Genomic DNA, 24162 nt, shown 5'->3' with positions numbered 1-24162 from the left:
CACTTCCAATTTTAAGTTTTATTAATAAGCTCTATATATTGTAAATCTCCATAGCCTACTGTTGGGAACAGAGCAAATAACCTATTAATTAATTCTGATGTTGCTAAATCTTTATTTTTGGAAATATACTTTACTACTGCATTATCTTCTTTTAGCATATCCAAATATATGTCTATTGCCTGACACATGACCGGAAGTAGTTCATTTGATGGTTTATTATGATTGACCAATACTTCCTCGTATACAGAATAATAATGACCTAATTTAAGTTCAGCTTGATTAACTTTAAATTCATCCTCTCTGAAGCAATTTAAGAACACTTTGCCTTCATATCCGGACTGTTCAAGATAGGAAAGTATGGTAAGTAGGTTCATTTGACAAAACATGTCTTCACCAAACCATAAAACGATACATTTATACTCTTTATTAAAAAGATTGTCTAATGGAACAATGACCTTTTTGATATAATTCTCTACCGACTCATGATGTCCAGAAGCTCGTGTGTTTATAAATTCTTTATCAAAAACTTGTTTAGTAGTCGCGTTTACACACATCGCTTCATTAAATGGAGCGTAATCAGAATCTCCCATTAGTCTGTTATCTTTAAACTCCTCATACATAACTTGACCATTCAATATGTTGAGTACATCTTTATCAAACAATTCACTCTTCTCATTTTGTAACTGTTCAACCTCAATTTTTCTAGAAACGTTCATTCTACACCATTCCCCGCCTTTATTAATAGTGAGCTTAACAAGGAACTGGACAGGCAACTTGTTAAGTTGATATTCTCTAGGATTGATACCAAAAACAGTTTTAAAGGCTCTGCTATATGCTTCTTGCGTAGAATAATCGTAATCAAAGGCGACGTCAATTATCTTCCTGTTGTTTGCTAAATCTTCCGTGGATAAATACAATCATCTAAGAAGAATATAGCGCCTAATACTTATACCTGTTACTTGGTGAATTTTAAACGAACAATAATAAGGGGACTATCCCATATAATTAGATAGTTCATCTAATGAAAATTGATTTTTTAATTTGTCTCCAATCAATCATAAGCTGTATCTGTTCATTCATTTATCTCACTCCTTAAAAAAATTATATGAGGTATCAATTTCTTTTATTTGATATTTCTTGTGATATTAAAAATTAAACCTACACTAAAATCCCGAAATATTGTTAAAATTATCAAACTTTATATTAAAGCTACAATAAAAGCCGTCACTATTAAAGTATAGTGTCGGTTTTTCATTTACATAATCTACCTTACAAATTGGAAAACGATCGCATGATTGGCTTAAGGTTATTAATTATCAATATACCGATGCAGTAATAACCAGATAAAGCCAGCCGGTGGAGTTTGTCACTCCTGCAGCCAGGAAACAATTCTATAGCCAGTATCAGGATTTAATTATTGGTGAAATTCATTTATATTGATCCGAAGATTAGGTACAAGGTAAGGTTCAGAAATTATACAACGGCGGGGCTATTGCGTATTCCGTCCATATTGTTGGATTAAAAATGAAATTTTTCAGAAAAGTAGGTGATTTTATAAAAAAACAATCCGCTCGTAAAAGTGACTTTTACGAACGGTAAATCTGTTCTTTTGATTTCTGATTTGAAGCAGCGGGAACTTTTCGTGTCTTATAATTTACCATATCTGAAGAGTAAACCCTGATACTTACCATTCCTCCTTGCGTTGTAGCTCGGATTAGGATAGGTTGATTGTACTTGTTTTTAAAACTAAAATCAGGACCATACCAACTTACTGTAGCATCGCGGCCAGATGGAACATACGGAACGCTCCTAGTATGGGAATAGCGTTGAATAGTTTGCAACCCTGCATTGTCGATAGCATTAAACAGGGTGGATGACACCTGACATATCCCTCCACCAATTCCTTCAGAAAACTCTCCTTTAACGATAACTCGAGCGAGCATATATCCTTTATTTACTGATCTCTTGCCAACGGCTTGATTAAAAGAAAACACCTCTCCTGGAAACACGACATAATTATTAATGGCTTCTGTAGCAAGCGAGATATTATTTGTACGATTTTTGTTGTTCACATTAAAATAAGTTCTATATTCACCTATCTTTTTTTCTCGAATCTCCGCAAGTAATTCGCTATCAACTTTTGGATGAATAGCAAGCAAAGGTACTTCTAGTTTATAGGCTCTACTACTGTACAAAAAGGAATAAAATTGCTCTTTAAATGCTTGATGGTATAACTTGTAACCTACCCGCCCAGGAAGAATATTACCTTGTTTGTCTAATGTGGCATTTACAGGTTTTTGGTAAACTTGTCGGTCTATTTTTTCGACAAATTGATTGTATTTATCCACGTCCATGATAGGAACATCTAGTAAGGGCATAGTAATATCAGCATGGTTGACTCTAGCAATCGTTTGTCCTTGGTGGGTTACCGATATCCTTTCAGAAATATTCACTGGTTGAACGAATAGTAAAAGTCCGGCAATCCATGATAATCGCATAGAATTCACCCCCATACTGGATTGGAATTTATTTTTACAAATCTTATTTTAAGTCTTCATAGATCGCATCTTGATCAATGAACCAACGATCAGTCAAATTCTCCCTTCGGATCATAAAATGCATAACCTTTATTTCTTTACCTTCTCTCTTCTTATAAAAAGCTACTTGAACGGGTACATCCACGAGAAATAGCCCATTTAGTTGTTCAGGAGGTTGTCTTAAAGGGTCAACTACTCCAAAATATGTAATATCTTTAACAAGTGTATTGACTCGATTAGGATGACTCGGATTTGATAAGGTCATTGCTAATAATTTCTGATTTCCTTGATTAATGGCAATGGTAAAAATACGTATAAGTTCATAGGGACTTACCGTTTGAATATAATCATCAAGCTTACCAGCCGCTTTCAATACCATTAATTTATGAGAAAGGTCTTCGTTTTTCAAACGATGCGTAATGCTTCCAGAGAAATGAACACAGAAATGACCTGAAAAACCATTTTGAAGTGCACCAGCACCATGTGGCATTCCGTGCATTGATGCAGCAATCATTTGATTATTGATTAATACAATAATGGCTCTTCTATTCCAACTCCATTTATTATTATAAATTTTCTTCATGATTTGAGTATCTTCTTTGGTTAGTGGCTGTACGTCGGCATGATGGCTACCTGCTCTTCGTTGTACCTTAAATGATAAACCAGTTTCAATATCAATAATGGTGAAATTTGTTTTATTAGGAATAATGTTGTTTACAATCTCCCAAGGTAACATCTCAATTTTAAAGCTAATAGGTACTTCTTCATCTTCCCATTCAATTGCATAGACCGAGTGATCGACCATTAAGACAATTATAAAAATAGCGATAAATACCTGATAAAATTTTTTGTTTTTCATTTGGTTTCTCCTACACTTTTTCTTATTATTTCAGGACATGATCAGTTGAATACCTTCAAATACTTGGGAATTTTTCAAATTAAACTCCTCCCTGTTAATTTATGTTCTAAAACACTGGGTTTGGGGGAATCAGCTATAAAGGCATAAAATGGCTCAATCAAAAAGTTCATTTTGAAAGTGGAATGCATTGATATTTCTCGTGGTAAATTTAACCTCTATCTCTCTTTGTTAAACTGTTTCTATAAGCTAGTACATCTTAATTTAAGTGTTTAACCTCACATTTGAAAAAAAGAAATCGACTACATCTGTTCTAACCAGGGAGCAAAAAGTTAAATGGTCAAATTTCATTACTCTTAATCACAAGGAACAAAGAGAACATTTATAGGGGGTGGTCTTTATGAGAACAAGTTATAGAAGATGGACAGAATATCCTTACCAAGGGGAGAGTATCCCGCCTAAAGGTTCTCCAGAGGCAGGAAATTGGTCGATGTTTATTTTCTCCATGAAAACCCCTCCTATGATATATAAAAGTATTTTCCTCCAAAATAAAGGTAAGGTCACGACAGATTCATAATGTTCCCATATCAGGTTGTATCCATATACAAGCATAATTTTTACTCTAATGTTGAATATGTTCTTTATTAAATAACCTTGATTAATCGACACCACTGGAGTAAACATACTTTTTATTAACTTATGTAAAAAAAACTTTCTATCCAATCCCAACCTTTCCAACTCATATAAGGCTAGCCTTCCTAAAGTAATATTCCCCACCTATTTTAAAGTGTTTCAGAGCCTGTGAAGTGTTTAATTGGCTCCCCTATAGTAATGGTGAAACGCCTTCTGCACTTCGTTTAATCTGTCAAAATCAAGTGGGAGTCTAAGGAGAGGTGTTATTTTAAGACTTCTTCCGAGTTACAAGCCAATAGAAATTACATTAATCAGAAAAGATAATACTAAAACAGATCTAAAAAGGATTTAAAAATATCACCAGCTACACTTGCTAAAATGTCCAAGGGTGAAAATGTTGCTTTATCCATTTTGATCAACATTTGTGAATACCTTGAATGCAATATTGAAGATGTAATTGAATTAGTTCAAGCAGAAGAAAACCACCAATCTTAAATGACTGGTGGTCTCAAGCTATAATTAATTCTTTTAAATTTTAATAATGGTCTACTGGTGCACCTAGGTTATCCAAGTCTTGTGAAATATTTAGAATGATTAAATATCTCCACTCGTTTTTAAGTTTCCCTAAGTCCACAACCTGATGAACCTCTACTTCATCATTTTCATACTCTTTACTAGTTTCGCAAATCTCATATAACCTTTCTACTAACTCTGTATTATCCCAATTCCTAACATCTAACTGTACGAATGTTTGGCTTTTTTTTATTTTCATTTTCTTCACTCCTAGTTTTTGAAAGATAAGGGATATTGAGTACTCCTATTTGATTTAGTTTTGTTAATTACAACCCTATGGTTTTTTGTTGATGTATCCTTAGTGCTAATATTAGAATCATAACTCTTAGCATAATGAACCTGAACTTGATTAGAGCCTTTGTCCTTAGTTGTCCACTTATCATCATAGTTGGCCATCGTATCTTCTCTTAATTTTTTCACATCAACATCTTTTCCATATTGAGTAGCCTTAGCTGATGATTTTACCTTAGAATTATATTTGTGCTTATTGTACGCATGCTCATTAATAAAGCTCGCTTTGTTTGATCCCCCATTCAATTTATATGGTACTGCATTTTTTTTGGTTTTTGGGTTCTTTGGCTTCTTTTTTTTAAGAATGTCCATTGTCATTAATGATGCATCTGAAACAACAGATGTTATATTACCGTTAATAATATCCGTTGTAACCATTAACTTTACATCCAAAGTTGTTCCATCTTCATACATGGGATTATATATAACTTCACTTGTTGTATCATTTTCGAATGCGGATTCTTCTTGAAGTATATCTAATCCATAAAATTCAATAGTATCTAATAATTTCAATCTCTCAAACTCCGCCCAATCCCAATCTGTTTCTTCTGCATAAGAAATATTAATACTACTAAACGTGAAAACTCCTACTAATAATAGTGAAACTAAAAAACGAATCTTTAACACTTTTGTCCATCTCCCTATGAAACTTTAATTGGAAACAAATACAAATTATACCATAAAAATAATATTTATGTATTTTTTTCATTAAAAGTAAAAAAATAATAATTTCAATAAAAAATCACCAATCATATTGACTTGTGATTTCCAATCATTTTGTATATTTTGCTACGATTATAATTAATCTATTTTTATAATAACTTTCCCATACTCGTCAGCGTTTTTATAAGGTCAAGGGTTGTTCCAACTATAGTACCTGCAGAACTAACTATCTTTTCTGCTTTCTCAACCTTTCCTATTGCACCATCAAAAAAGCTATTTTCTTGTTTGCTTACTTTTCCTGAATCATCTTCGGATTCACTTTCTGCTCTTTCCAATTGTTCTTGATGTTGTTTTTCCTTACTATTTTGATATTCAACTCTTAGTACACTCACAAAAGATATCCTACATAACATAACAATAAGGAACAAAGAAACGACACATGGTAACAATTACTTTGAGTAAGTTAATAAGAGTGTCGTTACTAACTGAAAGAGATGTGAATGGTCTCTTTTCATAAACCGTCTCAATTTTTTAAATAACACCGATATAACATCTGCTAGAAATCCTTTTATAAACAAAAAGCCGAGGAATTAATCCTCGGCTCTGTAATTGAACTTAATGTTTTACAACTTTAGTAGTTGCCTTTGAACTAGTATTCCCTGCCTTATCCTTTGCAGTTATAGAAAGTGTAGTCCCTTTTTTCTGTGCTTTAATCTTGACTGAGTAGCTCCCCTTAGAAGTTGCTTTTGCTGAACCGATGGTTTTACTTCCTACCTTCACAGTTACAGTTGAATTTGCTTCTGCTTTCCCAGTAACAACTTTATCATTATCATCTACTTTCTTTACTGTTGGCTTGCTTGGTGCGACAACATCTACTACAGTTACCGATGCACTTGAACTCACATTCCCTGCACTATCTTTAGCTGTGATTGTCAATTTAGTGCCTGCTTTTTGAACTGCTATTTTAACAGAGAATGTTCCTTTAGATGTTGCTTTTGCAGAACCTAACACTTTACTTCCACTTTTAACAGTAACCGTGGAACTAGCTTCTGCCTTTCCCGTTATTACTTTGTCATTGTTGTCAACCTTATTAACAGTTGGCTTCGATGGTTTAACATCGTCTACAAATGCTGTTGCCGTAGCATAAATGTCATATTCTGTATTATCGTCAATGTACTCGTTATCATGGTCTATAACACCCACATAGTATGTGCCTTTTTTAGCTTGATACGCTTGTACTTCAACACCGTTATCATATTCACTACCTAGATATACTAAGTTACTATTTTTAACAAAATCTTTTTGCACAGCAGCAAATACTAGATCAATAACATATGAGTCCGTTAATCCTGCCACTAATAAAACTCCACTACTAGGAACAACTACTTTATGAAAATCCACATCATTTAAAGGAAGCAATTGCCCGATTGTTCCTTTTTCATAAGATGCACTATCTGCTGAATCAAAGTCGTCATTGTACTCAGTTTCAAAAATATAATCGCTACTGGAAGAACTACTTATTCTACCCATTTTGTTAAAACCTTTAACTGAATGTGATTGAGAACCAAATACTTCTTTTTCAAGTTGATTAAACGTTTTAGAATCAATAACACCTTTTTCAAGTGGTTTTTCCACCTGACGTTCAATAGCTTTTCTTGCCAATCCGTTCTCGTTTCCTTCTGCCTTAACAGAAACTACAGACAATGATGAAGCAAATAGACCTACAGCAACCAATGACAAAATACCTTTATTACGCACGATTATTCCCCCTGAATTCGTTATAAAGAACCACTCACTTCACCAATACTAATACATAAGTACCTGAATTACCATAAGTTTCTTTATGTATATTTTGACAAAAATATACATGAAAAGGTCTCCCCACCCTTTCTCCCGGCCCAAAGAAGTCGAACTGAAAATCAACCAAGCGTCAGTTTCCTGCTACCTTTAGGGGTTTCCTGAAATTCGTCGAATATGGTGATCAATTCCAGAAATCATAAAAACCATTCACATTTGCCATGAACAATTCGAAGAGAACAGTGATGAACTGAATAATTCAAAATGGACTTGGTATCTTAGAAACAAGCAAAAGATACTTCTTATACTCAGTATGTCTTTCTGACTTATGTCATCACAATTAGGGAAAAAAAAAAGCCTGAGCATTGTGCCCAGACTCCTATCCAGAAATTACTTTTGGTATGTTGGTTTTTTAATTACTAACAAAACCCAAAAAACCATGATTATTGGAATGAAAAATAAATTTAAATTAGTTCTTTCATCAACGATAATTGAAAAAACATCGTTAATAATTAAACTAACTAAGCTTAATAAAATGCATAAAACCAAAGAATGTATCGTTAATTTCAGCATTTTCACTCTCGAAAAGTCAGGTATGTCAAACATTGTGTTTCCTCCTTAGTTTCGGATATTTTGCCAGTATCCTAGTGCTTTACACGCCTTATTAAATTCAGGTTTCTTTTTACCCCACTTGTGGCAAGCAGAATAATCACCTAATTTATACCAGTCTTGAACTATTAAAGTAGCAGCAGTAATCCCAACAACAGCTCCAAATACAAGTTTTAAAGCTTTTTCAAATCCTGAAGGCGGTGCAGCATGTCTACCAATAAATGACGCTGTGAGTCGAAACATGACTCTAAAGTCACACTATACCTGTATCCAGATTATGAGGTCTTTGTGACTGCCTAGTATTTTCTACTATTATATAAAGTTATCTCGTTTGTCGAGGTCCACCACCCGGATCAGCACTATGTTTGTAATATCTTAAATGAGGTTGGTCTTAAGCTCTAATTAATTGTATTTTTTTAATAATGGTCTACTGGTGCACCTAGGTTATCCAAGTCTTGTGAAATATTTAGAATGATTAAATATCTCCACTCGTTTTTAAGTTTTCCTACGTCTACAACTAACCAATGCTCTAAATTCCCCTGGGAAATCATCTGTATTTCCACCAGGCAATAAAATCTGAAATATTACCATATTAACAGGAAGGTTACCTATTGTCATCATACCTTCTACAATTGACATCAAATCTTTAGGATGATTAAATCTCACTCTAGTAAATTTCTATTATATAATTAAACTAATAAAATAATTCAATATATGTTGGGTACAATCATGGACATAAATGAAAGATTAGCATGAGACTCATTGTTATCTCCTGAATTAATCAGCAAACTGAAAAACTTTTCAGATAATACAGACATGCCTATCCCGGAATTATTAGAAATATCTGTATCGTCTCTCACAGAAAAGATGAGCAGTCCTGCCGAACTAAATATTGGACTTAATAATAAGGAAATGATTTTAAGAAAAAAAAATCATCATTAATCAAAATAAAGAAGTATTAAATAAATAGATACAAAAAAGCACTTTACCATTTAGGTTAAGTGCTTTTTTTGATTGATGAGTTCCTTGAGTTAAATATTTTTACATTTCAAGAACATTGAAATAAACATTCATTTTCTTTGGTTTCAAAATCAATTTAAGGTTAACCTCACTACATGACCAATCCATTATTCTACTAACAATATTCCGTCGGCAATTGGACGTTCACCTGTTGCATCAGATGGTCTTGTGACTCGATCATCCCCAACTGTCATGGTCGTCGATCCGCCGCCATCAAGATTGATGGCATCGACGGCTCCTAATGACTTCATGATTTTCGCACTTTCTTCAAAATTAGCCCCCACACTCCATCCGGGTGCGCGTCCATCGATGGTGACAAATAATAGATTGCCATTTTCCTTGATTCCTGCAAGCGTTCTAGGATTACGACGTTCCCCAAAACGATAATAAAACCCAGGATCTTCTTCCCAGTGAAAACCTTCCTCTACGGCATTAATGGAAATTTTTCCGTTTTCCAATAATCGAGGACCTCCATTTATCATGCTGGTAGTTTGGTCTAATTCCATTTGCTTTCCATCACCAACGATTTCACTCTTCACCTGAATCTTCATCCCTTGTTGGGCATGCTCACGAAGCCACTCTGCTGCTTCCCCCGTTCCCGCAAGAACAGAACCGCTGCTTGGAATGTCTCCCCCACGATGGTTACGAATTTCCACCACTTTTCCGGCATGATTTACTACCACTTCCACACCGTTGCCCGATTCTGTCTTTTCTCCAAATACGGAAGTATATTGGATAAGTTCACTTTCATCCTTACAAGTAAAATCATGTTTCGGCCGTTCTGTAGTGGTATCCCCTCCAACACCGCCACAATTGCGGATTAATCCTGGCTTCCGGTTTAATCCATCCACTTCTCTAACTGCACCATCAGATGAAGTAGCCTGAATTGAAGTGGAAACAGAAGCAATGTCTGCCTTCTTTTCAACAGAAGATAAAATCAGAGCTGAACGGCCATTAATCGCTTCACTGACAAGCTGTCCATTGCTGGCAAATATACCGGCAAGATCGCCTGGTGTTCCATCCTTTTCTCCTACAACAAAGTAACCGGCATTAACTCCTGCAATGCCATCATTTCTGTCAGCCATTTGGGTCAATGTTTCTTTCCCTGTCACAGCATCATTTGCTAATTCAGGCACCAATTGCCCTTGAAATTGATCCTGATCCACTTCAAGGACGTTTACTACCCATGGTCCTGTCGTTTTCTCTCCGTCCTCACCCGTATACACATTCCGGAGACCCGTATATCCCTTTTCCGATAACCTTTTTCTCATTTCGGTTGCGTCCGCTTCCAGCTGATATTGGCCGACGCGAACTATGTATCCAAGTGGATCTTTTTCGCGATCATCCATGGCCCGATTCTGTTCTCTAATGATACGAGCATTTTTGAAACCATCCTTCTTTAAATTTGCCAACAAGCTTTTTGCCTGTTCATGTGTTTCTACAAATGCCACATCCACTGTGAAAAAGTCTTTTGAAGATGTTTCACCACGATTGATTTTGGTATACGTAACTCCTGGTGCTGGATTCATTGAAGTTCTTTGCTCATGTAAATTAGGTGTTCCCAGCGGAAGCACATGATTTTTCATTTGCACTTGTGATTGAACATTCGAATTTGCTTGAACTAGAGTTTCCGGAATGGTATTTACGACCATCACAGAAGCTAAACTAATAGAAGCGATAGGCAAAATAGCCTTATTCCATAAATTCTTCATTTTTTCCCTCCAATAAAGTTATGTCATCCTTTAACTTTATTGTTTAAATATTACGGAAATTCAAAAGAACTATTATATTTCAGTCAATTTTAAGTGAATAAAAATGAGTATAAATACTCGATAAATATTACAATTCACATTTGTGAGAGGACAGAATTTTGGATATTTTCTCTTTGTACATAGTAAATCAACCTTTACTTTTAACAAAGCCTTCACCTTGCTTTGCTACTTGATCAGTGGATATTATAAAATGGGATTATCTTGGAGGTGAAATTTAAGGAGATAGTAAAAAAAAACGTGTTGTTGATGCCCACCATTTTGTCGGTTATCAATGTGATCTGCCTTGCTTCATTCCTCATTGGACTTAGTTCTATGAATTACCCAATTTCAAGGATTTTAACTGACCTTGGCTTGTTATGCCCATTGATCGCAACCTTATCATTCTTCTATTTAGTAATTAAAGTCAAAGGAATAAAGCATTCCGCATTAAAGTACTTTCATATCGTAAATGCGGTTACATTTCTTGTCCCGATATGTATTCTTACTTTTCTTATACTTCGATTCTTAAACGATTGGGATATTTACTTTTAAAAAACTGCTATTATAAAAATCCTTTTTCATTCATACAAAAAAAGCCCTCATTTTTAGGGCTTTTTGCTAAGGTAATTGCTTCAAGCATTATAGTTCTATTCCATTTCATATATCATCCAAATAATTTTGCAAAGGTATTTTCACCGGCGATCCCGTCTGCAGGTATTCCCGTGGCCCTTTGAAATGCCTTGACCGCTATTTCCGTTCCGCTTCCAAAGATACCATCTATGCCATGCGGATTATGTCCTTCCATATAAAGTGCTGCTTGTAGGATATAGGTGATATTCCCTTTCGCACCTTCCCTAACATTAGGTGAAGCCGCTTTTGTTTGGGGTCCCCATATTCCATCCACATTAATCTTTGCACCATATTGTTTATTCAATTCGGTTTGAAAACCCTTGATCAGCGCTTTTTTAGTATTAGGACCATAATAACCATCAACATCTATTTTTGCATTATAACGGCTATTTAATGTCCTTTGAATGGACTTGATAGTCTGATTGCCGCTGTCCTTTGCAGGCGTATCTTTTACAATGACATCGGATTCGACTTGTGTTGCTGGTGGTGTGGTTCCATTCACTTTTGATATCAGTCTAGGCTTTGCTCCCGCTTTTAACTGAGAATAAGTTAGTCCACCCGTCATATCCAAGTGCGGATAATCTTTAAAGCTTGACCAATCCCCTCCCCATGCAAAGCCCAAGGATTTACCAATTGCCGCTACCCGTTTCCATTTTGAATCAACTGTCCATATGGCTTTCTTCCATCATCGCTGACTATGAAATAATCTATGGCTAGTCCATAATTATGGTAAGATTGACCTGGCATCGCGTTGGTCACTCTCGGTTTCGATAAATCACTATAGTTTATACCATCGTAGTTATAACCTAGGCGACCTTGACCATATAGCTTTGCTTGCTCTTCCATAGACCGATAACCTGCGCTGATTTGAACGAAAATACCTTCTTGGTATGCCCGTTTAACCATTTCCAATGCTGATTCTTTTACGACTGGATGAATACCGCTGCCCATATTCTTTTCCGAACGATCCAATAAAGTTTCTAATTTAACTGTCAATTTAACCACCTCCTATAAATAGATAAATTGAATTAAACAACCACATAATCAGTCAATACTCTTCTAAATCCCTCATTTCTCTGCTCTCTACAATATGTTTTCTAAAAAGAGTTTACACTCTAGAACAGATTAGACTTTCAAAAGGCTAATGATCAAGGAACGTTGTCGACCTTTTCCGGGTATAAGAGGTTCTTGTAAACGTAAGACTAAGAGTTTCCTAAAGTCTTGAAACTCCACGAAGTGTATACCTCTCCCCCCATTCCTGTTCAATATACTTCGACACTAAAGAAAGGGTCCAATTGTAAGTTGTAGAAATTCCAAGATCATTGGGAGTTTGATAAGTGACTACTTGAACATGTGGTGCACCAGGAGAGTGTCCCATTTTAAAACCATCAATTCCGCCTTTTTTATAAGCATTGATGTAAGAGGAGATGATTTTAAGACTCCGCTTCGAGTCGATTTTATGCCCAAAATGTTGAAAAATAATCCCTTAATTCACAACAAGTGAATCATAATAGATTCTATTCAAAATTCAATAATTCTTAGTTTAATCCAGTTCATTTTAAAGCAATTAATTTTATCCTACTGTCTTTGTAAATCATTAGATTGATGTTTATTCATTTTTATTAATAGATCTTATATGATTGTTTGAGGGAATATTGAGGTTCCTCGTACGTACTGACCAGCAAATCTAAGACTATGAAAACCTATCATTACTTACCAGGGGCTTCTTCATATTACTTAATTCGTTAAAGCAGCCAGGATAAGTAATACCTCTCCAAGATCCTGGATTGAAGGCTGCTTTATTCCCGATTTAGAATATAAAAACCAATCAATTTAGGGGTGACAGAACTTTTAAGGTAAATAGATGCTAAGACAATTTTCTGTTCAAGAAAATCCTGATAAAGTTAAAGATATGTTCCTCAAATATTGACTTATTGGATATTTTTACATAATTACACCTACTTATACTTTTTTTATAATACTAGTAGATGATATTAAAAAAAGTCTGATCTCATTTGTAGCGATTTAGTACTAAAGTGCAATTCTTTAATTCGAATAAGGTTAGTGTTAACATATAGTATGTATATCTTCTAATGAAGGAGCCAATTATGAATCCCAATATTTTATTACGTAATAATGTAAAGATTAAAGGTAGTGGTACACGACCAATGATATTTGCCCCAGGTTTTGGTTGTGATCAAAATGTCTGGCAATTAGTTGCAAAAGACTTCGAAGATGAATACCAAATTATCCTATTTGACTATGTTGGGTCAGGTAATTCAGATATAAATGCATACAACGTGGAAAGATACAGTACTCTTGAAGGGTATGCACAAGACGTACTTGATGTATGTTCGGCTTTAGACCTAAAAGATGCTATATTTGTTGGACACTCTGTTGGATGTGTGATTGGCATGCTGGCATCAATTAAACATCCTGAATATTTTTCTAAACTTGTTCTGGTTGGTCCTTCCCCTTGCTACCTGAATCTCCCTAATGATTATTACGGAGGATTTGAGAAAGAACAGCTTTTAGGATTGATTGATATGATGGACAAAAATTATATAGGCTGGGCAACCGCCTTTGCGGGAACGGTAATGAATAATCCAGATCGCCCAGAGCTTAAACGGGAGCTAGAGAATCGTTTTTGTTCTACTGATCCTATTATCGCTCGACAATTTGCGGAGGTTACCTTTTTTGCAGACAACCGTAAAGACTTAGCAAAAGTTAAAGTACCATCACTCATTTTGCAATGTTCTAATGATGTTATTGCTCCGTCAGCGGTAGGTGATTATATTCATAAGCATCTTCCTCATAGTACATTGAAATTGATGAAAGCAACAGGACACTGTCCACATATGAGTCATCCTGAAGAGACGATATACCTAATCCGTCAGTATTTGGATGAATTTCCGACAAACGATTTACAGAAAGGAATGGGTGTGAACTTTTGTGAATGTACAATTAAATGAGGCACCCTGCGGATATTTGACTTTATCAGAAGAAGATACTATTTTATCCGTTAACCAAACCTTACTTAAAATATTGGGATATAATCTCGATCAATTGAAAGAGCAGCATATTAATTTTATCCTTTCGGCTTCTGCTATACTCTTTCATCAGCTTTATCTGGTTCCTCTGATCAGGTTAGAAAATCACATTGAGGAAATATATATATCCTTAAAGTCTGTAGATGATGAAGAAATACCTGTGTTACTCAACGCTGTTCGAAGAAAGAGAGATGGAAGAACTATTATTGAGTGTGTGGTGATTCCCATGCGAAAAAGAAACGAATTAGAAAATGAGCTTCTACTAGCGAAAAAAGAGGCAGTGACAGCTCTAAATGCTAGGAATAAGGCTTATTCTGATTTAGAGAATGCTCATGAAACGATGAAAATGCAAAAGGATAAACTTATTGAATTGAACGAAACAAACGAAAAATACAAAGTAGATACAGAAAGAGAAATGGAGTTTGCCAAAAAAATCCAAGAGACACTATTAACTGTTCCCATTATTAATGAACATCTTGAAATTCAAGCGTATTATAAAGGCTCCAATCAATTATCAGGTGATATTTATGGATTTTACCAAATTGACGCCCGACGGTATGGCCTTATCCTACTTGATGTGATGGGGCACGGGCTTTCTTCAGCTCTAATTACCATGTCACTTCATTCCATATTTCAGAGATTAATTTTAAAAGGTTCTGAAGTAAGAACTGTGATGAAGGAATTAGATGATCATCTTCATTCTTTATTCAAAAACACAAGTGAAACTTCTCATTATTGCACAGCTGTCTACCTTTTAATCGATACTGATAAGAGAGAAATTAAATATATCAATGCAGGCCATCCTTCCGTTCTTTTACAGGATATAAACGGAAAACAATATCACTTGCGTTCTAATCGGCCTCCACTCGGGATGTTTGAAGATATAACTTTTAAAGTAAATACCCTTACATACAATAAGGACAGTAAGCTGTGCCTTTATACAGATGGAGTTGAAGAACCTCTAGGTTCAGACCGTTTATGCTCATTGTTAAAGACCTATTCGGCTGCCCCTATATCTACACTTAAAGAGGAAATTATACATTCGCTTAGAAATGAAGAGGGCACTGACCAACGTAAAGATGACCAATGTCTTATTTTAGTTAACCTAAAATAAGACATTGGGGTTGTGCTATCCGTTACATAAACCAATACAGGTTGCAGTTAACTTATTATGGGTAGCTTCTATTTTTTACGCAAAATAATTATTAAAATCACGTAATATAAATAATAAAATGACAGCTTCCAATCCAAAAATCATCCAGCTCCCAGTACAATTCACCAATCCACAACCAACTTTCCATTAATCCCCATTCACTTTGTTCCATTTGCCTTCCAATCCTTTCCATCATATAATGGAGCTATTAAAGCTGATGGGGGAATGCAAATGAACGATGGTAGAGATCCATTTGTTTCTTCACTCGCTTCTCATTTAAACATGAGACTCACTCGTTTAGCAGATGAAAGGGGTATCCCACTGGAAAGATTGTTGGATAAATCCGTCGAATTGTTACTAGAATATATGGAAGACAATGAATTGATCAATGATCATGTTAAGTTAAACAATGTGGAAGCCATTAATAAAAATAATGAAATCATTCAGCAAAGCAGGCAAATCCTTAAGAAAGATTAACTGATGAACACTTAGCCACCAAGGTTAAGTGTTTATTCATCTTTATATGATTGTATAAATCAGGCTCACATCTATCACCATTATCTGCGTGTCAAAATAAAAAAGGCAGCCACTAGGACTGCCCTGTAGAACAACTGCCTTACAGTTGCTTCATTCTTTTAGTGATTAATACAAACGGTGCTAGTTTTTTTTGCATTTTTTACATTTACAACGCTTTCCAGGAAACCATATTGTACTGGGGTCATTGTTCTCAAAACATTTTTCTACATAACAACAATTTATCTCCATCCTAACACCCTCCTTACTATTGTATATGCATGGACTAATGGAAGGTGTGGACAAGTTGCTAAAAGTTTAGAAGTGAATGCGAATTATTTTTATTTTCATGTTTCTGGACAATTTCCAATGTATGTGGAAGCAAACTGAAATCCCCCCAAGTTTTATGGCCTGGAATCACGATTTTCGCATCATTATATACATACATTAAATTCTTCATCGTATTTGGCCATGCTTCCATGTTAGCTTCATCAATGATCCCGGAATTTTTTTGTTCCAGCGCGAAAATCATATCACCAAATAATAAGTTATACTTTGGAAGCCATATTGTCATGTTATCAGAAGTATGGGCTTTTCCCAGGAAGTATGTTTCGATTTTCATATTTCCAACTTTTAAAGTTGATGCCATTGAATCCAGGGAAGGATCGGGCATAGGATAGTTGAACTCTTTTGCCAATCTTGCAGTTTCAGGAGTACTTATTGTTTTTATTTTTTGATCCAATAATGTCTGTATACCCCCAATTCTATCGTATTTGTGGTGCGTAATTATAGCCAGCTTTACAGGTTTTTTGAATTCCTTTTTAATCATATCCAATAATTGCTTTGCCAGCGTATCGTCCCATGTTGCATCGACTAAGACGATTCCTTCTGAAGTATTAAGAACCAAACCATTCGCACCAATCTTATTACCACTGATTTCCGTATAGGTTGTATGAACCCATACATCTTTTTTTATTTTAGTTAAAACCACTGTTCCATCTTCACTGGTTATAACCGTTTGTTTTGATTTGAATTCATGAGCTGAAACCGGTGTCGAAATGTTTAAGAGTAAAAAACAAACACTTGCTAAAACGATTAAAAATCCTTTTTTTAACTTTTTCATATAATTCTTCCTTTCTCTACTATATTTATAGAATTATATACACTTCCAAATTTTAGTTTAAAGATACATGACGTTCTATTAATCGCAAAACAACAGCTCCTCTGCTACACGGAGGAGCTGTTGCGAATTTGCTTTTAGGCTTGTGCTTCATGGATTTTCTGTTTTTTTGCCGGTTTCCAAAATTCTTCGATTTCCTCGAGCGTTTTGTTTTTGGTCTCAGGGATGATTTTCACGACGAAGATGAAGCAAATGACGTTAATCGCAGCGAATATCCAGAAAGTTATCGCGCCGCCTAGCCCATTAAGTAATATCGGCGTGAATTGCCCAATTGCCCAATTCGCTCCCCATAAGAACATCGTAGTCAGCCCTACTGCACGCGCCCTTAAATGGTTTGGAAAAATTTCGGGTATCATGATCCATGGTATAGGACCCATCGATACGCAAAATGCACCTGTGAAACCCATTATTAAGATAATTAACAAGGGACCATTGTTTATATCGAAAAAGAAAACGCCTCCAATCAGCAGCATGAAAAGAGCCATGAAGGCAGAACCGATTGCCATGAGCTTCTTACGACCGATTTTATCGATGAAGATCACTGCTGCTACAGTGGCAGCCACTTGCATGAGTCCGACCAAACTAGTCGCAACGAATTCTGTGTTATTCTCGAATCCTCCCATTCTGAAAATTTCCGGCCCATAGTATGTAATCGCATTCATTCCTATCACTTGATTGAAAAGAGCAAGAAAAATCCCCACTCCAAGTGCTTTCCTTAAACCTGGCTTGAACAATTGCATCATTGATAGATTCGTTTCGGAATCAATCGATTTTTTAATGGCCTTAAGCTCTTCTTGGCCTAATTTTTTCCCATTAATCTTAGATAGCACAAACAGTGCTTCTTGGTCTTTACCCTTTTGAACCAAATACCGGGGACTTTCTGGAACAAAAATCAACGTTACAAAAAAGATGAGGGCTGGTATCACTCCATACCCCAGCATCCACCGCCATCCAGTTTCCACTCCCCATTCATGTGTACCGGAACCGGCAACCATCAGATTAACGAAGAATGTGGCTGATATCCCGATAATCGTGAATAGTTGGTACATGGAGGATAATCTTCCACGAATGGCAGCCGGGGCACATTCGGTAATGTACGTGACAGCTAAGGCTGAAGCAAGTCCAATTCCTACACCGCCAAATATCCTGGCCCCAATTAACATCTCGACCGAAATCGTGAAAGCGGATGCAATGGCGGATATGGCAAAAAACAAGGCCGCCAACATTAGTATTTTCCGTCTTCCGAAGGCATCGCTTAAATACCCTGATACACTGACCCCTAAAATACCGCCTACCATGATACTGGATATGACGAATCCTTCCATGGCCGGTGACAGATCGTATAACTCTTGTAAAAAACCGATGGCTCCCGAAATGACTGCGGTATCATAACCATAGAGTAAACCTGCCATCCCTGCCGCTGCAGAGATAATAACAATATACCAAAATGAATTTTTGTCCCTTACCTTACGATTCCCCATTTTTAGTTCCTCCCAGTCTTTTATGCTTCCAGTTTTTATGTAATATTCTGAATACTGAAACTATAGCCATTGACAATGGAACCTGTTACTTTCCTTCTCCCGCAGATAGTAAGAAGCTAACTGAATAACTATTTTCAGGAAGCGCTTTCTTTAATCGAGTTTATAATTTATACGTATAAATGTCAACACTAAAAATTAGTCTGCAAAAAAATGATACCAATCGCCGATTGGTATCATTTTTTTACTTTTTTCGTAGAATCCCGCTTTACTAGTTCAGGTTCGTAGACAATCGATTCGATGTCCTTACTTGTCTGCGATCCGATTAACTTAAGAATCATGTTTCCCGCATCTGTGCCCATCTGTTCTTTCGGATGTTTGATCGTCGTTAATTTGATATCAAGCATTTTGGCGATCGGTGAATCATCATATCCTATGACGGATAGTTCATCCGGAACGGCGATTCCTAATTCTTTCGCAATGGAAATCACCAGGAAAGCGATTTGATCATTGTAGCAAACAATTCCAGTTGGCCGATTGGATTGTGTCAGGACGGTCCTGATACGGTCGGATAATTCCTTTTTCTCTTCATTTGTTTGGAAGGTGATGAATTGGCCGGGAGAAGCAAGTGAAGGCTGTTGCTGATATGCGGCAATAAATCCATTCATACGGTTTACCCCTTGCTTATCATCCGTTTTAAATATCCCTAATATTTTCACATGGCCAAGCGTTAGAAGGTGTTCCGTGGCCATATACCCCCCTTTAAAATCATCAACGACGAGAAACGGGAAATCCATATCCTGATAAGTGGAATTAATCATTAAACATGGGATATCATTTTTCTTTATATTTTTGTACATTCCAATATTCTGGCTGGGAAAGGAACTTTTTGTCGGTTCGATTATCATGCCATCGATCGGTTGGGATAATAGATTTTCCAAGCTCTTCCGTTCTATTGCTACATCATTGTGCGTACTGGCAAGAACGAGTGAAAATGAATGCTCCGATAAGACCTTTTCAATGCCGACGATGATGTTGGGAAAAATATAGTCAGCGATATGGGTCGTTAAAACGGCAATGGTTTTCGTTGGTGCCTGATTGATCCGTTTATCCTCCCAATCCGCAACGAATATCCCCCCGCCTTGAATGCGATACAGATAATTCGCCACTTCCAAATCTCCAATTGCCCGTCTGATCGTGTGTCTGCTGACATTAAATTTATCCATTAATTGCGTTTCAGTCGGTAATTTATCATGAGGAAGAAACTGTTCCTTGAAAAGCCAGGACTTAATCTCTTCTATTACAATTTTATATTTCGGTAACATGGTATCCCTCCGTAAATCATTACTAATATCATACCTATTTACTTCATTGATTACAAGATAACCATTGAAACGCTTTATATTCATTAGTACAAAAAACTTAATTGACATTTGTACGTATAAATATTATATTAGCTTCATAGAAAACGCTTACTCGAAAGGGAGGATAAAATGCGTGGTAAATACTCAATTGGGGTGGATTTCGGTACCTTGTCAGCTCGAGCCGTAATTGTCAATCTTGACAACGGGGATGTTATAAACTCAACCGTTAAAGACTATCCTGACGCGGTAATATGCAATCATTTACCTGGTACAACTATTCAATTAGGAAAAGATTGGGCCCTTCAAAATCCTAGGGATTATGTAATTTGCTTGATTGATACAGTCAAGGAAGCGGTCTCCCTAAGTCATATAGCTAAAGAAGATATCATTTCCATTGGGGTGGATTTCACTGCATGCACAGTATTGCCTGTGAAAAATGATGGCACTCCTTTATGTGAAATCCCAGAGTTCAGGAATCGTCCGCATGCATGGGTGAAACTGTGGAAGCATCATGCAGCACAATACGCTGCAGATAAATTGAATCGCATTGCCCAAGAACGGAACGAACCGTTTTTGGCCCGATATGGCGGTAAGATCTCCTCTGAATGGATTTTCCCGAAACTGATGCAAATCGTTGATGAAGATCCGGAAATCTATCAAGCTATGGATCGTTTTATTGAAGCTGCTGATTGGATCACTTGGCAAATGACAGGAAAAGAAACACGTAATTCCTGTACTGCCGGTTATAAAGCTATGTGGAATGAACATACCGGATACCCGGATTCCTCTTTTTTCAGCGCTTTAGACCCTCGCCTTGAACATGTCGTTTCTGAAAAATTAAGTGAGGAACTTCTTCCTGTTGGTTCGAAAGCTGGTGAATTGACTGTTGAAATGGCTCACGAAATGGGACTTTTACCTGGAATCTCCGTATGTGTGGGAAATGTCGATGCACACGTTTCCGTTGCTCCAACCGGAGTGATCACTAGCGGAACCATGCTTAACATAATGGGCACTTCAACTTGTGACATTACACTTTCCGATAAAGAAGTGCTTGTGCCTGGAATGTGTGGGGTCGTGAAAAATGGTGCCGTTCCTGGTTATTATGCTTACGAATCCGGGCAAAATGCAGTCGGGGATATCTTTGCATGGTTTGTCGATAATCAAGTTCCCCCTTCTTATTTTAAAGAAGCCGATCAAAGGAACATCAATATTCATCAATTATTAGAAGAAAAAGCAAATGAATTGGCCATAGGCGAAAGCGGTCTGCTTGCCCTTGATTGGTGGAATGGTAATCGATCTGTGCTTGTAGATACAGATCTAACGGGCTTAATTCTTGGAATGACCCTCAGCACAAAACCTGAAGAAATTTATCGAGCCTTGATTGAGGCAACCGCCTTTGGAAAAAGATTGGTCATTGATACGTTCAAAGCCTCTGGCGTTGACATCAACCAATTGATGGTTTGCGGTGGATTGCCTCATAAAAATCAAATGCTCAACCAAATATATGCAGACATTACCCAGAAAGAAATATCCATTGCCACTCACCTTCAGGCCCCCGCCATAGGTGCAGCGATGTTTGCTGCGGTAGCTGCCGGACAGGATGCCGGAGGCTTTACTAATATCGAAGAAGCCGCAGCAAGGATTGCCCGTATCCAAGAAGAAAAAGTGAAGCCGATTCCTGAAAACATGAAGAAATACAATGCTTTATATCAGGAATACGTTAAGCTGCATGATTATTTCGGCAGAGGTGCAAATGATGTAATGAAAGTGCTGAAAACTCTAAAATCCAATAGTGGAAAAGAGGAATCGTTAATATGCTAGAACAATTAAAACTGCAGGTATATCAAGCAAACATGCTGCTTCCGCAACATCAACTCATTACCTTTACCTGGGGAAACGTAAGTGCTATCGACCGGGAAAGCGGACTGATTGCCATCAAACCCAGCGGCATTGAATATGACAAACTTCAGCCTGAAGATATGGTGATCGTGGACTTGGAAGGAAAAATAATTGAGGGAACCTATAAACCTTCCAGCGATACGGATACACATATCAGGCTTTATCAAGCGTTTAAGGATATTGGCGGTATCGTTCATACCCATTCTCCTTGGGCAGTTTCCTTCGCGCAGGCTGGCTGCGGCATTCCCGCTGCCGGGACGACTCAAGCCGATTATTTTTATGGGGATATCCCTGTAACCAGAGCCATGACACAGGCTGAAATCCAGCAAGACTATGAAAAACAAACCGGTGATGTGATTATCGAAACATTCACCGAGAATCATATTGACCCCAACCGTGTACCAGGCGTCTTAGTGAATGATCATGGTCCTTTCACGTGGGGAACCGATGCAAAGAATGCTGTACATAATGCTGTAGTGCTGGAAGAAGTGGCAAAAATGACTTACCATTCCCTTCAGCTTAATCCGCACGATATTCGCATGGACCAAAATTTATTAAACAAGCATTTTAATAGAAAGCATGGACCTCACGCTTACTATGGCCAAGGTAAATCCAAAAAGGACGGAGTGAATGATTATGTTAAAAATTAAACAAAAAGAATTCTGGTTCATTGTAGGCAGTCAAAGTCTATATGGTGAGGAAGCATTAAAAGAAGTGGAAAACCATGCAATGGAAATGGCAGAAAAACTCAATCAATCCGGCAATCTAGCTTACCCAATCCAGTTCAAATCCCTGGCCACATCAGCCGATGAAATCACTGCCATCATGAAAGAAATCAACTACCAAGATAAGGTCGCAGGTGTAATTACTTGGATGCATACATTTTCTCCAGCAAAAATGTGGATAACCGGAACAAAATTGCTTCAAAAACCACTGCTACACCTGGTAACTCAATACAATCAAGAGGTTCCTTGGTCTACGATCGACATGGATTTCATGAATTTAAATCAAAGCGCACACGGAGATCGTGAATATGGTTTTATCAATGCGCGACTAAAGAAAAACAACAAGACCGTTGTCGGTTACTGGAAAAATGAGGACATCCAACAAGAAATAAGTGACTGGATGAATGTCGCTATCGGGTTTTGCTACAGTTCACAGCTAAAAGTAGCTCGGTTTGGTGATAATATGAGGCATGTTGCCGTAACGGAAGGTGACAAGGTAGAAGCCCAGATTCAATTTGGCTGGACAGTTGATTATTATGGCATCGGTGATCTAGTGGCAGTGATGAATGGCGTCACAGAAGATGAAATCAATCGAACCTATCAAGAATATCAAACGTTATACGATTTTGAGATCGGGAATAATGATCCCAACTACTTCGAAGAACATGTCAAAGAACAAGCAAAAATTGAAATTGGTCTACGGCGTTTCCTGGAAAATGGCGGTTACACAGCTTTTACGACCAACTTTGAAGACTTGCATGGTATGAAGCAATTACCCGGGTTGGCGGTTCAGCGTTTGAATGCAGAAGGCTATGGGTTTGCTGGAGAAGGAGACTGGAAGACCGCTGCCCTCGACCGCTTGATGAAAGTGATGGCGAACAACGAACAGACGGGCTTCATGGAAGACTACACCTATGACCTAACTACAGGAGCAGAACGGATAATTGGTTCACATATGCTTGAAGTGGATCCCACACTTGCTGCAAATAAACCAAAAATCGTCGTACACCCTCTGGGCATCGGTAATAAAGAAGATCCAGCACGACTTATTTTTGATGGAGCCGCCGGAGAAGGCATCGTGGTCTCGATGCTGGATTTAGGAACCCATTACCGTCTCCTTGTCAATGCCATAAGTACAGTCACATCGGAAAATGAAACACCTCATTTACCAGTCGCCAAAGTGATATGGGAACCGAAACCCAACTTCAAAGACGGCATTAAATCTTGGATCCAAGCTGGCGGAGGCCATCATACCGTACTATCCCTCTCCCTTTCAGTTAATCAAATTGCTGATTGGAGTAAGATGGTCGAGCTGGAAACTGTAATCATTCAATAATGTAAGCAAATGAGGCGCATAGATCAATTATGCGCCTTTAATTCATATAAATAAATTATCTTCGTTTTATAGGATAGACTATTAAAAAGTTTCTCATTTTTATA

At 37.0% G+C, this 24162-nt stretch carries 21 protein-coding genes and 1 pseudogene; 8 read left to right on the top strand and 14 right to left on the bottom strand.

The features are described from left to right. Window positions 1-11: 11 nt before the first annotated feature. From QUF78_RS13300 to QUF78_RS13290, 3 genes and pseudogenes are all read right to left on the bottom strand, one after another. A pseudogene (locus tag QUF78_RS13300) lies at window positions 12-1080 on the bottom strand (helix-turn-helix domain-containing protein). A 506-nt stretch (window positions 1081-1586) separates the two neighbouring features. Next, on the bottom strand, window positions 1587-2498 hold the full coding sequence (locus QUF78_RS13295; RefSeq protein ID WP_289325009.1) for a VanW family protein: 912 nt from the start codon (window positions 2496-2498) through the stop codon (window positions 1587-1589). Window positions 2499-2541: 43 nt separating this feature from the next. Further along, window positions 2542-3396: a hypothetical protein gene (locus QUF78_RS13290; protein WP_289325008.1), complete on the bottom strand. Its 855-nt coding sequence runs from the start codon at window positions 3394-3396 to the stop codon at window positions 2542-2544. A gap of 397 nt (window positions 3397-3793) precedes the next feature. On the opposite strand from QUF78_RS13290, the gene QUF78_RS13285 reads away from it, so the two are divergent. Together QUF78_RS13285 and QUF78_RS28015 are read left to right on the top strand one after the other, a co-directional pair. After that, window positions 3794-3970: a hypothetical protein gene (locus QUF78_RS13285; RefSeq protein ID WP_289325007.1), complete on the top strand. Its 177-nt coding sequence runs from the start codon at window positions 3794-3796 to the stop codon at window positions 3968-3970. Between the two features lie 434 nt (window positions 3971-4404). Beyond that, a complete protein-coding gene (locus tag QUF78_RS28015; protein WP_483313845.1) occupies window positions 4405-4521 on the top strand; it encodes a helix-turn-helix domain-containing protein in 117 nt (38 codons plus the stop codon). Window positions 4522-4561: 40 nt separating this feature from the next. Here the strand turns inward: QUF78_RS28015 and QUF78_RS13275 are convergent, their stop codons facing one another. From QUF78_RS13275 to QUF78_RS13240, 8 genes are all read right to left on the bottom strand, one after another. Next, window positions 4562-4798 carry a hypothetical protein gene (locus QUF78_RS13275; RefSeq protein ID WP_289325006.1) on the bottom strand — a complete coding sequence of 79 codons (237 nt, stop codon included), beginning with the start codon at window positions 4796-4798 and terminating at the stop codon, window positions 4562-4564. Between the two features lie 11 nt (window positions 4799-4809). Next, complete coding sequence (locus QUF78_RS13270; RefSeq protein ID WP_289325005.1) at window positions 4810-5517, bottom strand: hypothetical protein; 708 nt, start codon at window positions 5515-5517, stop codon at window positions 4810-4812. A 185-nt stretch (window positions 5518-5702) separates the two neighbouring features. After that, a complete protein-coding gene (locus QUF78_RS13265; protein ID WP_289325004.1) occupies window positions 5703-5945 on the bottom strand; it encodes a hypothetical protein in 243 nt (80 codons plus the stop codon). A 223-nt stretch (window positions 5946-6168) separates the two neighbouring features. Continuing rightward, window positions 6169-7311: an Ig-like domain-containing protein gene (locus QUF78_RS13260; RefSeq protein WP_289325003.1), complete on the bottom strand. Its 1143-nt coding sequence runs from the start codon at window positions 7309-7311 to the stop codon at window positions 6169-6171. A gap of 657 nt (window positions 7312-7968) precedes the next feature. After that, on the bottom strand, window positions 7969-8202 hold the full coding sequence (locus tag QUF78_RS13255) for a hypothetical protein (protein ID WP_289325002.1): 234 nt from the start codon (window positions 8200-8202) through the stop codon (window positions 7969-7971). Between the two features lie 884 nt (window positions 8203-9086). Beyond that, entirely contained in the window at window positions 9087-10691 is a 1605-nt protein-coding gene (locus QUF78_RS13250; protein WP_289325001.1) for a phosphodiester glycosidase family protein, read from the bottom strand. A gap of 703 nt (window positions 10692-11394) precedes the next feature. Continuing rightward, window positions 11395-11982: a peptidoglycan-binding protein gene (locus tag QUF78_RS13245; protein ID WP_289325000.1), complete on the bottom strand. Its 588-nt coding sequence runs from the start codon at window positions 11980-11982 to the stop codon at window positions 11395-11397. 17 nt (window positions 11983-11999) lie between these two features. Beyond that, window positions 12000-12356 (bottom strand): M15 family metallopeptidase, encoded by a 357-nt coding sequence (locus tag QUF78_RS13240; RefSeq protein WP_289324999.1) that lies wholly within the window; start codon window positions 12354-12356, stop codon window positions 12000-12002. 1112 nt (window positions 12357-13468) lie between these two features. Between QUF78_RS13240 and QUF78_RS13235 the strand changes: the two genes are divergently transcribed. From QUF78_RS13235 to QUF78_RS13225, 3 genes are all read left to right on the top strand, one after another. Next, entirely contained in the window at window positions 13469-14332 is an 864-nt protein-coding gene (locus QUF78_RS13235) for an alpha/beta fold hydrolase (RefSeq protein ID WP_289324998.1), read from the top strand. Beyond that, on the top strand, window positions 14313-15524 hold the full coding sequence (locus QUF78_RS13230; RefSeq protein WP_289324997.1) for a PP2C family protein-serine/threonine phosphatase: 1212 nt from the start codon (window positions 14313-14315) through the stop codon (window positions 15522-15524). Before QUF78_RS13235 ends, QUF78_RS13230 begins: the two co-directional genes overlap by 20 nt. A 270-nt stretch (window positions 15525-15794) precedes the next feature. After that, on the top strand, window positions 15795-16040 hold the full coding sequence (locus QUF78_RS13225) for a hypothetical protein (RefSeq protein ID WP_289316531.1): 246 nt from the start codon (window positions 15795-15797) through the stop codon (window positions 16038-16040). Between the two features lie 346 nt (window positions 16041-16386). On the opposite strand, the gene bla is transcribed toward QUF78_RS13225, so the two are convergent. From bla to QUF78_RS13210, 3 genes are all read right to left on the bottom strand, one after another. Further along, on the bottom strand, window positions 16387-17199 hold the full coding sequence (gene bla, locus QUF78_RS13220) for a subclass B1 metallo-beta-lactamase (RefSeq protein ID WP_289324996.1): 813 nt from the start codon (window positions 17197-17199) through the stop codon (window positions 16387-16389). 134 nt (window positions 17200-17333) lie between these two features. Continuing rightward, a complete protein-coding gene (locus tag QUF78_RS13215) occupies window positions 17334-18737 on the bottom strand; it encodes a sugar porter family MFS transporter (RefSeq protein ID WP_289324995.1) in 1404 nt (467 codons plus the stop codon). A 233-nt stretch (window positions 18738-18970) separates the two neighbouring features. After that, window positions 18971-20059 carry a GntR family transcriptional regulator gene (locus tag QUF78_RS13210; protein ID WP_289324994.1) on the bottom strand — a complete coding sequence of 363 codons (1089 nt, stop codon included), beginning with the start codon at window positions 20057-20059 and terminating at the stop codon, window positions 18971-18973. A 168-nt stretch (window positions 20060-20227) separates the two neighbouring features. On the opposite strand from QUF78_RS13210, the gene QUF78_RS13205 reads away from it, so the two are divergent. Genes QUF78_RS13205 through araA form a run of 3 tightly spaced genes read left to right on the top strand, consistent with a single transcriptional unit; the run spans window position 20228 to window position 24058 of the window. Next, the gene (locus tag QUF78_RS13205; protein WP_289324993.1) at window positions 20228-21919 is read left to right on the top strand and encodes a ribulokinase; all 1692 of its coding nucleotides are present in this window, start codon (window positions 20228-20230) and stop codon (window positions 21917-21919) included. Next, entirely contained in the window at window positions 21913-22647 is a 735-nt protein-coding gene (locus tag QUF78_RS13200; RefSeq protein WP_289324992.1) for an L-ribulose-5-phosphate 4-epimerase, read from the top strand. The genes QUF78_RS13205 and QUF78_RS13200 overlap by 7 nt, the downstream gene beginning before the upstream one ends. Further along, window positions 22634-24058 carry an L-arabinose isomerase gene (gene araA, locus QUF78_RS13195; protein WP_289324991.1) on the top strand — a complete coding sequence of 475 codons (1425 nt, stop codon included), beginning with the start codon at window positions 22634-22636 and terminating at the stop codon, window positions 24056-24058. Before QUF78_RS13200 ends, araA begins: the two co-directional genes overlap by 14 nt. The last annotated feature ends 104 nt before the right edge of the window (window positions 24059-24162 follow it).

Origin of the sequence: Peribacillus sp. ACCC06369 (assembly GCF_030348945.1) — a bacterium.
Taxonomy (GTDB): domain Bacteria; phylum Bacillota; class Bacilli; order Bacillales; family DSM-1321; genus Peribacillus.
This window is presented reverse-complemented; position numbering and strand designations above follow the sequence as displayed.